The sequence below is a fragment of the Roseomonas chloroacetimidivorans genome (assembly GCF_049629625.1).
GTDB classification, from domain to species: domain Bacteria; phylum Pseudomonadota; class Alphaproteobacteria; order Acetobacterales; family Acetobacteraceae; genus Roseomonas; species Roseomonas chloroacetimidivorans.
Genome location: NZ_JBNBZS010000004.1, coordinates 154,282 through 166,753, shown reverse-complemented (window position 1 = coordinate 166,753; position 12,472 = coordinate 154,282). Strand labels below are relative to the sequence as shown.

Below are 12,472 nucleotides of genomic sequence, written 5' to 3'. Positions count from 1 at the left end.
GGCGCGTCAGCGGTTTAGACGCGGAATTCTTCCTTCTTGCGGCCCTCGGCCTCCATGGCCGAAAGCCATTTCGGCATGCGTCCGCGGCCACTCCAAGTTTCACCGTTCGGCCCGCGGAAACGGACAGCAACGGAACCGCCGGCGTCGCGCCGCGTGCGGCGGGCCGACGCCTGTGCGGGCGCCGCACCGGGCAGCAGTGCTTCGAATGGAAGCCCAAGCTCGGCAGCCTTGCTGCGGAATTCTTCAATCAGCGCATGCCGCGCTTCTTCCTGTTTCTCGGCCCGCTTCGCTTCAGCGGCCTGGATCAGGGCGGTCAGTTCCTGCGCAGACATGGAGTCGAGGTCAAAGGATGTTTTGCGCTCGGCCATAGCCCAACTCCCTCAAAATGGATTTTAGAACCCGGGTTTCGCCCGTGCGGCAAAACGTCCGGGAATGCGACATATTATGGAACGAAATATCGTCTTTGCCAAAGATACTATCATCAGCGCGCATGCCACCCTTTCCCGGACCACGCAAGCCGAGCGCGAAACATGGTTGCAATTGCGAGCCAGAGAGGAAAACTCTGCTTATTCTACTTTCCCGAAACGCATGGAAATGACCGGCCCCGCCGAAAATGGCGGCAAATGTCCAAGCCGGTTCTCAATGACGGCAAAGACGACCGGCTCCCCGGGTGGGCGTGCCAGCAGCAACCCCGACGAATCGGCGGCATAGGCCGTCATCGTCACCGAATCGGCGACATTACCGCCCACAGCCTCGACGACCCCAGGGAGGACGCGGAGGACGATGTCGCAATGCATCGGACGGAACCGCCCTGTCTCGGCCAGCCGCCCGCGCCAGCTGGCAAGCGGATGGCGGGAGCGGTCGGCACAGACGAGATCACCGGGCTCTGGCGCGCGCTCAACCACCTCATGCGGCAGGAAGGGCGCCTGGGCCGGGAATTCGAGAGCGTCGCGCAGGATCGCGTCCAGATAGAAGGCATGGGAGGCGGAAGCGTGGAACTCCCGCTCATCCACCCCGGCCGCACGCATGACGTAGGAAACGAAGGCGGCCGACCAGGCCGGCTCCGACCAGACGCCCTCCCCCGGGCGCCCAGACAGCGAGGCTGACCAGCGTGCGCGGTTGCGGGTGATGGCTGCAGCGGCCTCCGCCTCCGGTACGGCGCGCCAATAGGCCAGGACGCGCGGAAAGGATGCGCTCTCTCCCTCGGCTCCCGGCAGCGGCCGGGGCAGGCCGGGCCCAACGGACAGCCGGCCCCATTCCACCCATTCAGCCTCGGCGATCCGCAGCATCCGCGCCCGAACCGAGGGCGGGTAGGCGATCGGCGGCTCCCGCACGGGCGGAGGCGCCGCGCAACCCGCGGCGCCGAGCAGCAGAAGAAGCGCGCCGAGGCTCCGCCTCAAACCGCCACCCCACCCCTGGAGAGCGCCGCCTCGTCCGGCGACAGCACGGCAAGAAGCAGGGCAGCCTGGCTCAGCGCATCGGCTTCCCCCTCCTCGCCCGAAAGAATCTCCAGCCGATCTGCATGGGCACGCAGGCGGTTGGTGAGGATCCGCAGGCAGGCGTCGATCACCTTGCGGCCATGGGCCTGGAGCGTTTCGTCCAGGGCGATTCGGCCGGTGGAGGCGAGCATGTCCACGGCTCTCAGGCCACGCAGCACGGAAGCAATGGCCGCGCTGTCCGGTCCTATCGCAAGGCCGCCCTCCGGCGCGGCGCCGGCCAGGGCCGGGCCTTCGGGGCGGAGCGCCTGCACGGCTCCGCGCAGCGCCTCCAGCACCCAGGGCTCGGGCACCAACGTCGCGGCGCGGGCCAGGGCCAGGATCGCCGCCCCATGGTCCCGCAGGCCGAAGCCGAAGGTCCCCTGGGGAGAGGCGGCCCCGACGAGCTGGCCGAGCATCTGGCGCAGCTTGCGCCGGTCGCGTGGCTGGCCAGCTGTACGCCAGGCGGCGTCGAGCGCGAGGACAAGCGGAGCCAGTTCCTCCACCGGCAGGGGATCGGCCTCTTCCTCGGGCAGGGCGGCCAGATGCCGGTCCAGCCAATCCTGCAGCCTGGCCAGCCTGTCGCGCGGGATGGGCCGGGCGAAGGCCGGGGCGTTCAGTAGCACCGAGGCCACGGCCGCCAGCGGCATCCCCGGCCCGGCCGGGCTGGGATCGCGGCCGCTCAACAGGTCCGGAGCCCGCAGCAGCCGCAGCGCCGCCTCGGCGGTGCCAGGGCCAGTACCGCGGACCAGCAGCCGGTCCTCCCGCAGCGCGGCCATACCCCCGCGCGGAAGCTGCGGCACGGTGTGGCGCAGCACCACCCAATGCGGCGCGCCGGCTCGGGACTGGGCACGGACGCTGTACACGCCTTCGGCCGCGCGGGGCCGGATATGAAGCGCCAAGGCCTGCCCGGCCGGGCCCGCCTGCCATAGATGCAGGGAGTCGACCGGCCCTTCGGCCAGCAGTTCCTCTGTCGCGAAATCCCCGGCCGGGCGGCGGGACTGGAGCCCGGCCCGGCCCACCGATACCCCCTGGAAGGGCACCGCATGCTCTGAGAGCGCGTCCACCGCCGTGGTCAGGCGGAGGCCGGTCAGCCGCAGGTCCGGCGCGGCCCGCAACGTGACGGTCAGGCGCAGCAGCGGATCGGCCGCGGAAACGCGGTACTCATAGCGCAGCGTGCCGATGACCGGCTTCAGCCCCGGCAGAAGCGGCAGGCGGAGCGTGCTCTCGTGCCACAGAAGGGCGCCCGCGCCCTCGGGCTGCACGCCCTGGGCCGTCACCGCCTCCTCAACATCCAGCGTGCGCGCCTTCGGGATGATCCGGGAAGCCAGTCCGGGCAGCCCACCTTCCACCCGCAGCCGCACCATGTTGCCGGTGTGCAGCACGTCCTGGCTCCGCTGATCCCCGCGCAGGCGCTGCCGCAGCACGCCATGGGCGAGATCGCCAGTGAACTCATGCCAGGGCGTCAGGACATGGAGATCGCGCGGGTCATCACGCAAAATCTGCGCACGCCCCTCGGCCACGGGCAGCACGCCACGCGGGGGCGGGCCAGGCTCCTCGCCCAGCGCCGTCACGAAGCTCAGTACGGCATCGGCCAGGGCTGGATCGGCCTCACGCAGCGCCGGGATAGCCATGGCTTCCGCCGCCACCGCATTGTCCAGCATCCGCAGCGGCGCGCCCGGCGCATCGCTATGGGCGAGGCCACTCACCGGCCGCCCGTCCAAAAGCACCTGACGCAGCAACCGGCGCAGCGAGGCGAGAAGCCGGTCGCGCTCGGCTGAATGCAGCAAGTCAGGCATGAAATCGCAGCCTCGACGGGGTTCAGGACGGAAGCGGGACGTGTGTAAAGCGGATCGCCCGCGCAGGGTATCCGCCATGAGCGCGAATTCGTGACCTCGCCCTTACCGCCGGGCCCAGATGGGCAGGACCATGACGGTCAGTCCGTCATCCGCACCCCGGTTTCGCGCGCGATCTCACCCCAGCGGGCGCTTTCCGCCGCGATGAAGCGCGCCATCGCCGCCGGGTCACGGTCCTCCACCGAGAATCCGGCGGCTGCCACTCCACGCCGGATGGTTTCGTCGGCGCGCGCCACGGCAAGGGCAGCGGCGATTCGTGCAACCGCCGCGTCCGGCGTGGCGCGCGGGGCAAAGAGGGCGTTCCACACCGGGAGGACGAAGCCCGGCACCCCCGCCTCGCCGAAGCTCGGCACCTCGGGCAGCAGCGGGTCGCGCCCCGGGCCCGTCACGGCCAGCGGCACCACCTTGCCCTCCCGGATCAGCGGCAGGGCGGAGCCAGTGGCGGCCACGACGGCGTCCAGCCGGCCGGCCGCAATCTCCACCAGCGCCTGGGGCGCGCCGCGATAGGGCACATGCTCCGCCTTGAGTCCCGCCTGCGCCGTTAGCCCGGCCATGAAGAGATGGCTGGCCGATCCGGCGCCGACGCTGCCGTAATTGATCTCCTCGGCCCTGGCGCGGGCCAGGAAGCCGGCCAGATCCTTCGCCAGATCCGGCCGCACCACCAGCACCTGCATGGAAACGCCAAGGAAGCCGACCGGGCGGAAATCCCGGTCGGGGTCGAAGGGCAGCCGGTCCGTCAGGTGCTTGTTGATCGAGATCGGACCATTGGTCCCGACAAAGAGCGTGTTGCCGTCCGGCGCCGCGCGGGACACGATTTCCGCCCCCAGGATGCCGCCCGCGCCAACGCGGTTGTCCACCACCACGGCCTGGCCCAGCAGCCCACCGATGGCGGCGCCGTAAAGCCGGGCGAGGATGTCGGGCGTGGTGCCCGCGGGAAAGCCGACCACAATGCGCAGCGGCGCACCCTCGGCCCCCGCATTCCGTGCGGTCAGCGCAAGCGCCGCAGCCATGGCCAGCACCGGCCGGCGGCCAAGCGTTCCCGTCATCAAAGTCTCTCCTGGCAAGGCGGCCCGGCGGACCCGGCCTGAAGCACGATCGCCTGGGCTGAAAGCACCGGAGGTTAGAGATCGCGCGGTCAAAGAATTGGCCGGAGCGCGGGAACGAACGCCTTTTCGCGGCCCGTGCTCCGGCGCCGGAGTTAGGCCGGACACCCGCTTTCGGGCAAGCCATGCACGCCACCGCCAGTTCCTGAGGGCAGGCCAGCCATGCCGGGCCGTCCTGCGCTGCCGGCCCGGCAGAATCAGGGCTGCGCGGTGCGCGGCGTCAGCCCTTCACCTCCTCATCCGCCGTGACGCCGAAGAACTCGTTCCGGCGCAGCCAGCCGCGATAATCGCCGACCTGCACTTCGCACCAGGCCGACCCCGCCGCACAGGCGCGAATGCGGCCCAGCACCCCCGGCTTCAACCGGGCGACCACATTGGCGGATTCCTCCGCGCGGCGGCGCAACACCCGCTCATGCCCCGTCACGATGAAGGTCCGGCGCCCCGTGAGATTGGATTGGTGGACCCAGCCCTCCGTGCCCTCCATGTCACGGATGCGCCGCCACAACTCGAACTCCCGGACGATCTCCACTGGCAGGTCGCGGCGACGATAGGTCCACTCGGTCGGGTAACGGGTGCCCGGACCGGCGCGCATATTCACCTCATCCGCCCGCAACGCGGCGAAGCGCGGCAGGGGCAGGCCGGTGACCGGCCCGATGGGGGGTTGCGGCTCCGGAGCCTCGGCGGGGGCTGGTGCCGGAGCGGGTGTCGCAGCAGCCCCGGCCGCAGCAGCCCCGGCGGCTGCCCCGGCCGCAGCGCCCGCCGCCCGGCGCCGGTTGGCCGGGCTCGGCTGCTGGGCGGGGGTCCGCGATGGCGCAGCCTGTCCTGCACGCGGCGTGGGCTGGCGGGCGGGACGCTCGGTCCGGCGTTCGGGTGCCGGGGCAGCGCTCCGCCCCGTCTCGGCCTGCCCCGTGCTCTCCGACCGCGTGGATGGGGCGGGGGCCGCGCGTGGCCTGGGCCGTGCCGGGGCGGGCGCCTCCCTGGGCGGCGCGGTGGGGCCCCTGGGCGGGGCGGCAGCAGGCGCCGCCGGAGCTGGGCTGGCGGGCGCCGCGTTGCGGGGAACGGGGGGCGGAAGGCTGCCAGCGGCCTGCGCCCAGCCCAACTGTGGCGAAGCCAGCAGCAGGGGCAGGATGGGGAGAAGGCGTCTCATCAAGACCGGATCACGCGCAAACCATCCTTCCCGGTCAAGCCGACTTCCCCCTCATAGTGACAGGACCTGCCCGTTGCCCACTGCCTCCAGGAAGGTAACGACGCCCGCCACCTCGATACCTTCGGCCAGATCGGCAGGCGCGATGTCCTCCACCCGCATACCCGCCTCGCAGGCGATGCGCCGCAGGCCCAGCTCCTCGGCCGCTTCCCACAGCGTCGCGATGCCGGCAACACCGCGGGATTCCAGATGCGCCTCCCGCGGATCGGCGGCCAGGGGCGCGTCGCGGCGGAACAGGGCCAACCCGGCATTGGTGGCGAAGAGCGTGACCGGCCGCCCGATGGCGGCGGCGGCGGTGGCCAGGACCAGGGCGTAATGCGCGGGCTCATGCCCCGCGCCACGCAGCAGGATGCCGAGCGGGATCATCCTCCGGTCCCGCAGAGCGGGCAGGCCGGGTCGCGGCGCAGGCGGATGGTGCGGAAGCGCGTGTCCAGCGCATCCCAGAGCAGCAACCGTCCGGAGAGGGATTCCCCGATGCCCAGGATCTCCTTCAGCACCTCGGTCGCCTGCAGCGTGCCCATGACGCCGGTGACGGCGCCCAGGACCCCCGCCTCCCCGCAGGAGGGCACGAGCCCCTCGGGCGGCATCTCCGGATGCAGGCAGCGATGGCAGGGATGCGGCGGGCCGAGATGGGACTTGAAGGTGGAAAGCTGCCCCTCGAAGCGCAGCACGGCAGCGGAGACCAGGGTTCGGCCGAGGCGATGGCAGCAGTCGCCCAGCAGGAAACGGGTGGGGAAGTTGTCGGTGCCGTCGCAGACCAGGTCGTAGCGGGGGATGAGGTCGCGCGCGGCGGCCTCGTCCAGCCGGCGAAGATGGGGCTCGACATTGGTCAGCGGATTCAGGGCACGCAGGGTCGCGGCCATGCTTTCGACCTTAGGCTGGCCGACGCGATCGGTGGTGTGGGCGACCTGGCGCTGGAGATTGGAGAGTTCCAGCGTGTCATGGTCGATCAGCCCGATCGTCCCGACGCCGGCCGCCGCGAGATACAGGGCCAGGGGCGATCCCAGCCCGCCCGCCCCCACAACCAGTACTCGCGCCTGACGCAGCTTGGCCTGGCCGATTGCGCCCACCTCACCCAACAGGATGTGGCGGGAGTAGCGGTGGAGTTCGTCCTCGGTGAAATCGAGGTCGAGGGGGGCTGGTCCATCCATGGGAGGCATGTCGTCGGTCCCGGCGCGCGGGGCAAGGCGCTTCAGCGCGTGCCTGTGCTGCCGAAGCCGCCCGTGCCCCGCAGGGTCTCAGGGAGCTCCTGCACTTCCTCGAAGGCCGCCCGCGTCACCGGCGCCAGCACGGCCTGGGCGATCCTCATGCCGCGCTCCACGGTGAAGGGCTCGGTCCCGGCATTCAGGACGATCACCTGTACCTCCCCCCGGTAGTCCTCATCGATCGTGCCGGGGGAATTGGGCAGGACGATCCCGTGCTTCAGCGCAAGGCCGGAACGCGGCCGGATCTGCCACTCATGGCCCGGAGGAAGCGCCACACGCAGGCCCGTGGGCACCAGGGCGCGGCCGTTTGGCGGGATCACCATCGGCAGGTCCACCGCGGCCAGCAGGTCCATCGCGGCGGCGCCATCGGTGGCATAGGCCGGCAGGGAAAGGCCCGCCGCATGGGGCAGGCGGACAACCTGAATCGTGGACCTCATGTATTCAGCGCCTCCGCCACCCGATCCGCCAGCCGCGCCGCCACCTCCGCCTTGGGCAGGCGCGGCCAGTCCTCCACATCACGCGCGGTCACAAGATGGACGGTATTCTCGGCGCCCCCCATGGCATCGCCCGAAACATCGTTCGCCACGATCCAGTCGCAGCCCTTGCGGGCCAGCTTCGCCCGCGCGTTCTCGATCAACCGCTCCGTCTCGGCCGCGAAGCCGATGACGAGCTGCGGGCGATGCGGATGGCGGGACAGGGTCGCCAGGATGTCGGGGTTCGGAACCAGCGCCAGGGGCGGTGCGGCCTGGTCGGCTCCCTTCTTCATCTTCTGCGTGGCGAACTCGGCGGGCCGCCAATCAGCCACCGCGGCAGCGAAGATGGCAGCATCGGCCGGCAGGGCGGCTTCGCAGGCCGCCATCATCTCCAACGCCGTCTCCACATGCATGACTTCGACGCCCGCCGGATCGGGAATGGAAACGGGGCCGGAAACCAGCGTCACCCGCGCCCCCAGCGCCGCCAACGCCGCCGCGATGGCATGGCCCTGCTTCCCGGAGGATCGGTTGGCGATGTAGCGCACGGGGTCCAGCGGCTCATGCGTCGGGCCGGAGGTGACGAGCACATGACGCCCCGAGAGTGGAAGCGCCCCGGGCTCCGTCCCCCGCAGCACATGGGGCGCCGGGCCGGACAGCGGTGCACGAGAGGCGGAGAAGGTCGAAGGCGCCGCTTCGGCCGGGCCGGCATGGTGGTCGATGGGCTGGGGCATGCCATCGGTGAAGCTGGACGGGTTCGCCATCCGGCGCGGCGGCGCGGGGCGGCCTTCCTGCTCCGCGATGGCAGCGTCCAGCGCGTCCTCCAGCGCCGCATCGGGGGCGCCGTGGTCCGGATCAGACAGGATGGCCGTGATGGCGGCCAGGATGGTCGGCGGCTCGGAAAGGCGGCCCGTGCCGCTCTCGGCCTCAGCCATCAGCCCATCCTCCGGGCCGATGAGGGTCACGCCGCGCGCCATCAGCGTCGCGACATTCGCGCCCGTGGCGGGATGGGCCCACATGGTCGGGTTCATGGCGGGGGCCACCAGCACCGGTCCGTCCCAGGCCAGCAGCACGGCGCCCGCCAGGTCATCGGCCAGCCCCGCCGCCATGCGGGCCAGCCGGTCGGCAGAAGCCGGCGCCACCACCACAAGATCCGTCTCCCGCGCCAGGCGGATATGGCCTCGCTCGGCCTCCTCCGGCAGCGACCACAACTCCTGCGCCAAGGGGCGGCCAGTGATGGCCTGCAGCGCATGCGGCGTGACGAAGCGCGCCCCGCCCTCGGTCAGCAGCCCGGTCACGCTCACCCCGGCCTTGCCGAGCAGCCGTGCCAGTTCCAGCGCCTTGTAAGCCGCGACTGATCCCGAGACGATGAGAAGGACGCGCTTTCCGGCGATGCTCACAGCCGCCAGCCCGAATGGATGGCCACAATCCCACCAGAAAGATTGCGGTAGGAGACCTGCTCCAGCCCCGCCGCGCGGAACATATCGGCCAGTTCCTCCTGATCCGGCATCATGCGGATGCTCTCGGCCAGATAGCGGTAGGATTCGGAATCTTTCGCCACCCGGGCGCCGATGGCGGGCAGTGCCTTGAAACTCCAGGCTTCATAGAGCGGATCGAGCGCCGCGACCTGCAGGCGGGAGAATTCCAGCACCAGCATCTTCCCGCCCGGCCGCAGCACGCGCCGCCCCTCACGCAGCACCGCCAGCTTGTCCGTGCAGTTCCGCAGCCCGAAGGCCATGGAAATCCGCTCCACCGAGCGGTCCGGGAAGGGCATTTTCTCGGCATCGCAGCAGACGAAATCGAGCCCTGATGCCAGCCCGCGCCCGAGGGCCCGGCCCTGCCCCACATTCAGCATGGAATGATTGATATCGGCCAGGATCACCCGGCCCGCCCCGCGTTCCTTCGCCAGGAAGCCGATGTCGCCGGTGCCTGCAGCCAGATCCAGCAGCGTGTCGCGCGGGCCGGCGCCGATGGCATTGACGAAGATGCGCTTCCAGATCCGGTGGATGCCGAGCGACATCAGGTCGTTCATCACATCGTATTTGGGCGCCACGCTGTCGAAGACCTGCCGCACCAGCCCGGCCTTCTGGTCGCGGGGGACGGGGGTGAAGCCGAAATCGATCGTGTCGTTCTGGGACATGGGCACAGGATAAGCGCCGGGGCGGGGCGCGTCACGGGCGCTCCTGGCCATCTGTTGGGGGGCGTGGACGCGGGCCGGCCGCGCACCCCATATTTTCGCCATGCCCGAACTGCCCGAGGTGGAGACCGTGATGCGCGGCCTCTCCGCCGTGCTCACCGGCCGGACCATCGCCCGCGCCGAAACCCGCCGCGCCGGCCTGCGCTGGCCTTTCCCCGAGAACCTGGCCGAGCGCCTGACCGGCCGCCGCGTGGAAGGCTTCCGCCGGCGCGGCAAATACATGCTGATGCGGCTTTCCGAGGGCGAATCCGTCCTGATCCATCTGGGCATGTCCGGCCGCATGGTCGCCCACCCGCCGGGTGAGGCCCCGCAGCCGCGCCTCGCCCCGCAGGGAAAGTATTCGGATGCACGGGGTGCCGGGGACGGCACGCTGCACGAGCATCTGGTCATGGAAACCGGGGATGGCTGGCGCGTGGGCTTCCAGGACCCGCGCCGCTTCGGCGCTGTGGACCTGGTGCCCACCGAGGCCGAGGAATCCCACAAACTGCTGGCCGGGCTGGGCCCGGAACCGCTGGAGGATGGCTTCACCCCCGCCGTGCTCTCGGCCGCCCTGCGCGGGAAGAACACGCCGATCAAGGCCGCGCTGCTGGACCAGAGCGTGGTGGCGGGGCTGGGCAACATCTATGTCGCGGAGGCGCTGTTCCGCGCTGGCATCTCGCCCCGCCGCCTGGCCGGCACCGTGCCGGGGGCGCGTGCCGCGCGGCTGGTGCCCGCCATCAAGGCCGTGCTGTCGGCCGCCATCCAGGCGGGCGGCTCCACCCTCCGCGATTATGTCCGCAGCGATGGGGAGCTAGGCGGCTTCCAGGACCAGTTCGAGGTCTATGACCGCTTCGGCCAGCCCTGCCCGAAATGCCCGGGCCCACCGGCCTGCGCCGGGGTGGCGCGGATCGTTCAGGCCGGGCGCAGCAGCTTCTTCTGCCCGCGCACGCAGCGCTAGCTAGCCGCCCAGTTCCGCCGCCGTGAAGCGCCAGCCCCGCCCTTCCGAGGGCGGCTCGACCCAGAGCGGCAGGGCATTGGGCGTGCGGACATTCGCGACCATGCCCACGGCCGACCGGAAGGCGCGCCACAGTGCACCATGCGCGACGACCAGAACCGGCCCCGGATTGGCTGTGGCGCGGTTGATCGCACGCACCGCGCGCTCGCGCAGGGCGGCGAAGGGCTCGCCCCCTTCCGGTGTCATGGTGCCGGCGATCCAGTCGTCGAACCAGCCCGACATCTCCTGCCCCTCCTGCACACCGAAGGCGACCTCCATCAGCTCAGGGTCCAGGTTCACCGGAAGGTTCAGCCGGGCGCCCACGATCTCCGCCGTCACACGCGCGCGGCTCAGGGTGCTGGCATAGATCGCGGTGATGCCCTTCCCCACCAGCGCCTCGGCCGCGCGGCCCGCCTGGGCGAGGCCCACCGGGTTCAGCGGAATGTCCACCTGCCCCTGGGAGAGCATGCGGGCGTTCCAGTCCGTCTCGCCATGGCGGAGGAACCAGAAGGGGACGGGATTGGGTTCGGTCATCCGATAAAAAGCCGGAAGGTACTCTCCGGCCCCCTTCTGTCTTGGGTGCTGGGGCGGCGCGCCAGCGTCACTGGTGCGCCCGGAAACTCGAAGAAAAAGATGAGGGGGCCCGGGGGAGAATTCCTTCTCCCCTGGTCTCTTCCTCAGGCCGGCAGGCCTTCCTGCTCCAGCGCCCGCTTCACCGCCGGCCGCTCCAGCATCGCCTTCAGATGGGCGTCCAGCTTCGGCGGCAGCGACTTGCCGACGCGCTTCGCATGCCAGTACTCAACGAAGAACAGGGCGGCGTCGGCCACGGAGTAGCCGCTCGATAAAATCCAGGTGTCACCGGCCCAGAGCTTCTCCACCACGCCGAAGAACTTCTCGGCATTGGCCTGCGCCTGCTCCACCGCCTTCGGGTAGTCCTCCTCCCGCGTCGTGTACATGTTCGGGCGGAACTGGCGGGTGAAGGCGTGCGGGTGCACCGTGCCAGTGATGTAGTCGATCGCCTCCAGTGCGCGGGCCTGGCCCACGGGGTCCTTCGGCAGCAGGTTCGCCTCGGGGTTCGCGTTGCCGAGATACAGGGCGATGGCCGGGAACTCGGTCAGCACATGGTCCTGGCCGATGTCCAGCGCCGGCACCTTCGACTTCGGGTTGATGGCCATGTATTCGGGCTTGTGCTGCGCCCCTTCCTTCAGCGCGACCGGAGCGAGCTCATAAGGCTTCCCGATCTCCTCAAGGATGACATGGATGCCCATCGAGCAAGCGCCGGGGGAGTAGTAGAGCTTCATGGCAGGATCCTCAGCCGTGTGTACGCCAGGGGCGAGCGCGGCGGAGGGTGGCCGGATTCGGGCCGGGTTTGAAGGGGGCCCGATCGCGCCGTCAGAGCATTTCCGGCCGGAAACGGCGCCGGAGGTTCAGCTCATCCCCCGCGACCATGAACTGGCCGTCGCCCCGGTAATGAATGGTCTTCGGGTATTTCGGCCGCCGCGGCGCATGCGCCTTTACGACCTCCAGGATAAAAAGACTGTATTTCCGCACCATCGCGGTATCGACCACACGGCATTCCAGATTGGCGAAGCATTCTGCGATCAGCGGGGCTTTCACCTGCTCGCCCTCCACAGTCGTCAGTCCGAAGCGCGCGAATTTATCGACCTCCGCGCCCGAGCAATTTCCAATGTCCACCACCACCTCCGCCAGATCGGCGGTCGGAACATTGATCACGCATTCCCGGCTGCGGCGGATCATCTCGCGGCTGTAATTCGCCTCCCAGATATAACAGCCGATCAGGGAGGGGCTGAACTCCATGACCATGTGCCAGCCCATGGTCATGATGTTCCGCTCGCCCTTCCATGCGGAACTGACGAGCACGATGGGGCCGGGCTCGATAAAGCGCCGGATCTGGTCGACCGGGAAATCCTGCTTGCGAATGGGCTTCACGCCGCGCTCCTTCCGGTAGAGGCGCGGCGTGAACGGTTG

The 12,472-nt window shown here is 70.1% G+C and carries 14 protein-coding genes; 1 reads left to right on the top strand and 13 read right to left on the bottom strand.

Translation table 11 applies throughout. The features are described 5' to 3' along the window. Window positions 1-14 precede the first annotated feature (14 nt). From ACO1BU_RS04740 to ACO1BU_RS04695, 10 genes are all read right to left on the bottom strand, one after another. Entirely contained in the window at window positions 15-368 is a 354-nt protein-coding gene (locus ACO1BU_RS04740) for an H-NS histone family protein (RefSeq protein WP_424134759.1), read from the bottom strand. A gap of 198 nt (window positions 369-566) precedes the next feature. Further along, window positions 567-1,400, bottom strand: coding sequence for a DUF2272 domain-containing protein (locus tag ACO1BU_RS04735; RefSeq protein ID WP_424134758.1), 834 nt, complete (start codon window positions 1,398-1,400; stop codon window positions 567-569). Next, window positions 1,397-3,274 (bottom strand): hypothetical protein, encoded by a 1,878-nt coding sequence (locus ACO1BU_RS04730; RefSeq protein ID WP_424134757.1) that lies wholly within the window; start codon window positions 3,272-3,274, stop codon window positions 1,397-1,399. The genes ACO1BU_RS04735 and ACO1BU_RS04730 overlap by 4 nt, the downstream gene beginning before the upstream one ends. 137 nt (window positions 3,275-3,411) lie before the next feature. Then, window positions 3,412-4,377 (bottom strand): Bug family tripartite tricarboxylate transporter substrate binding protein, encoded by a 966-nt coding sequence (locus ACO1BU_RS04725; RefSeq protein ID WP_424134756.1) that lies wholly within the window; start codon window positions 4,375-4,377, stop codon window positions 3,412-3,414. Between the two features lie 277 nt (window positions 4,378-4,654). Then, window positions 4,655-5,581 carry an SH3 domain-containing protein gene (locus ACO1BU_RS04720; RefSeq protein ID WP_424134755.1) on the bottom strand — a complete coding sequence of 309 codons (927 nt, stop codon included), beginning with the start codon at window positions 5,579-5,581 and terminating at the stop codon, window positions 4,655-4,657. A gap of 51 nt (window positions 5,582-5,632) precedes the next feature. Beyond that, a complete protein-coding gene (locus ACO1BU_RS04715; protein WP_424134754.1) occupies window positions 5,633-6,004 on the bottom strand; it encodes a DsrE/DsrF/DrsH-like family protein in 372 nt (123 codons plus the stop codon). Continuing rightward, window positions 6,001-6,789, bottom strand: coding sequence for a HesA/MoeB/ThiF family protein (locus ACO1BU_RS04710; protein WP_424134753.1), 789 nt, complete (start codon window positions 6,787-6,789; stop codon window positions 6,001-6,003). Before ACO1BU_RS04710 ends, ACO1BU_RS04715 begins: the two co-directional genes overlap by 4 nt. Window positions 6,790-6,830: 41 nt before the next feature. Then, window positions 6,831-7,280: a dUTP diphosphatase gene (gene dut, locus ACO1BU_RS04705; RefSeq protein WP_424134752.1), complete on the bottom strand. Its 450-nt coding sequence runs from the start codon at window positions 7,278-7,280 to the stop codon at window positions 6,831-6,833. Further along, window positions 7,277-8,713, bottom strand: coding sequence for a bifunctional phosphopantothenoylcysteine decarboxylase/phosphopantothenate synthase (locus ACO1BU_RS04700; protein WP_424134751.1), 1,437 nt, complete (start codon window positions 8,711-8,713; stop codon window positions 7,277-7,279). The genes dut and ACO1BU_RS04700 overlap by 4 nt, the downstream gene beginning before the upstream one ends. Next, entirely contained in the window at window positions 8,710-9,504 is a 795-nt protein-coding gene (locus ACO1BU_RS04695) for a class I SAM-dependent methyltransferase (protein WP_481133209.1), read from the bottom strand. Before ACO1BU_RS04695 ends, ACO1BU_RS04700 begins: the two co-directional genes overlap by 4 nt. A 49-nt stretch (window positions 9,505-9,553) precedes the next feature. Between ACO1BU_RS04695 and mutM the strand changes: the two genes are divergently transcribed. Further along, window positions 9,554-10,447 (top strand): bifunctional DNA-formamidopyrimidine glycosylase/DNA-(apurinic or apyrimidinic site) lyase, encoded by an 894-nt coding sequence (gene mutM, locus ACO1BU_RS04690; protein ID WP_424134749.1) that lies wholly within the window; start codon window positions 9,554-9,556, stop codon window positions 10,445-10,447. On the opposite strand, the gene ACO1BU_RS04685 is transcribed toward mutM, so the two are convergent. The 3 genes from ACO1BU_RS04685 to ACO1BU_RS04675 all read right to left on the bottom strand — a co-directional run bounded on the left by ACO1BU_RS04685 (window position 10,448) and on the right by ACO1BU_RS04675 (window position 12,433). Further along, window positions 10,448-11,017: a histidine phosphatase family protein gene (locus ACO1BU_RS04685; protein WP_424134748.1), complete on the bottom strand. Its 570-nt coding sequence runs from the start codon at window positions 11,015-11,017 to the stop codon at window positions 10,448-10,450. A gap of 143 nt (window positions 11,018-11,160) precedes the next feature. Further along, on the bottom strand, window positions 11,161-11,784 hold the full coding sequence (locus tag ACO1BU_RS04680) for a glutathione S-transferase family protein (protein ID WP_424134747.1): 624 nt from the start codon (window positions 11,782-11,784) through the stop codon (window positions 11,161-11,163). Window positions 11,785-11,875: 91 nt separating this feature from the next. Beyond that, entirely contained in the window at window positions 11,876-12,433 is a 558-nt protein-coding gene (locus ACO1BU_RS04675; RefSeq protein WP_424134746.1) for a flavin reductase family protein, read from the bottom strand. Window positions 12,434-12,472 lie beyond the last annotated feature (39 nt).

Bases quoted from the DNA above. Each gene is read 5' to 3' on its own strand.
- ACO1BU_RS04710 (WP_424134753.1), bottom strand. From the start codon at position 6,789: ATGGATGGACCAGCCCCCCTCGACCTCGATTTCACCGAGGACGAACTC.
- mutM (WP_424134749.1), top strand. From the start codon at position 9,554: ATGCCCGAACTGCCCGAGGTGGAGACCGTGATGCGCGGCCTCTCCGCC.
- ACO1BU_RS04730 (WP_424134757.1), bottom strand. From the start codon at position 3,274: ATGCCTGACTTGCTGCATTCAGCCGAGCGCGACCGGCTTCTCGCCTCG.
- ACO1BU_RS04740 (WP_424134759.1), bottom strand. From the start codon at position 368: ATGGCCGAGCGCAAAACATCCTTTGACCTCGACTCCATGTCTGCGCAG.
- dut (WP_424134752.1), bottom strand. From the start codon at position 7,280: ATGAGGTCCACGATTCAGGTTGTCCGCCTGCCCCATGCGGCGGGCCTT.
- ACO1BU_RS04715 (WP_424134754.1), bottom strand. From the start codon at position 6,004: ATGATCCCGCTCGGCATCCTGCTGCGTGGCGCGGGGCATGAGCCCGCG.
- ACO1BU_RS04720 (WP_424134755.1), bottom strand. From the start codon at position 5,581: ATGAGACGCCTTCTCCCCATCCTGCCCCTGCTGCTGGCTTCGCCACAG.
- ACO1BU_RS04685 (WP_424134748.1), bottom strand. From the start codon at position 11,017: ATGACCGAACCCAATCCCGTCCCCTTCTGGTTCCTCCGCCATGGCGAG.
- ACO1BU_RS04725 (WP_424134756.1), bottom strand. From the start codon at position 4,377: ATGACGGGAACGCTTGGCCGCCGGCCGGTGCTGGCCATGGCTGCGGCG.
- ACO1BU_RS04680 (WP_424134747.1), bottom strand. From the start codon at position 11,784: ATGAAGCTCTACTACTCCCCCGGCGCTTGCTCGATGGGCATCCATGTC.
- ACO1BU_RS04695 (WP_481133209.1), bottom strand. From the start codon at position 9,504: ATGGCCAGGAGCGCCCGTGACGCGCCCCGCCCCGGCGCTTATCCTGTG.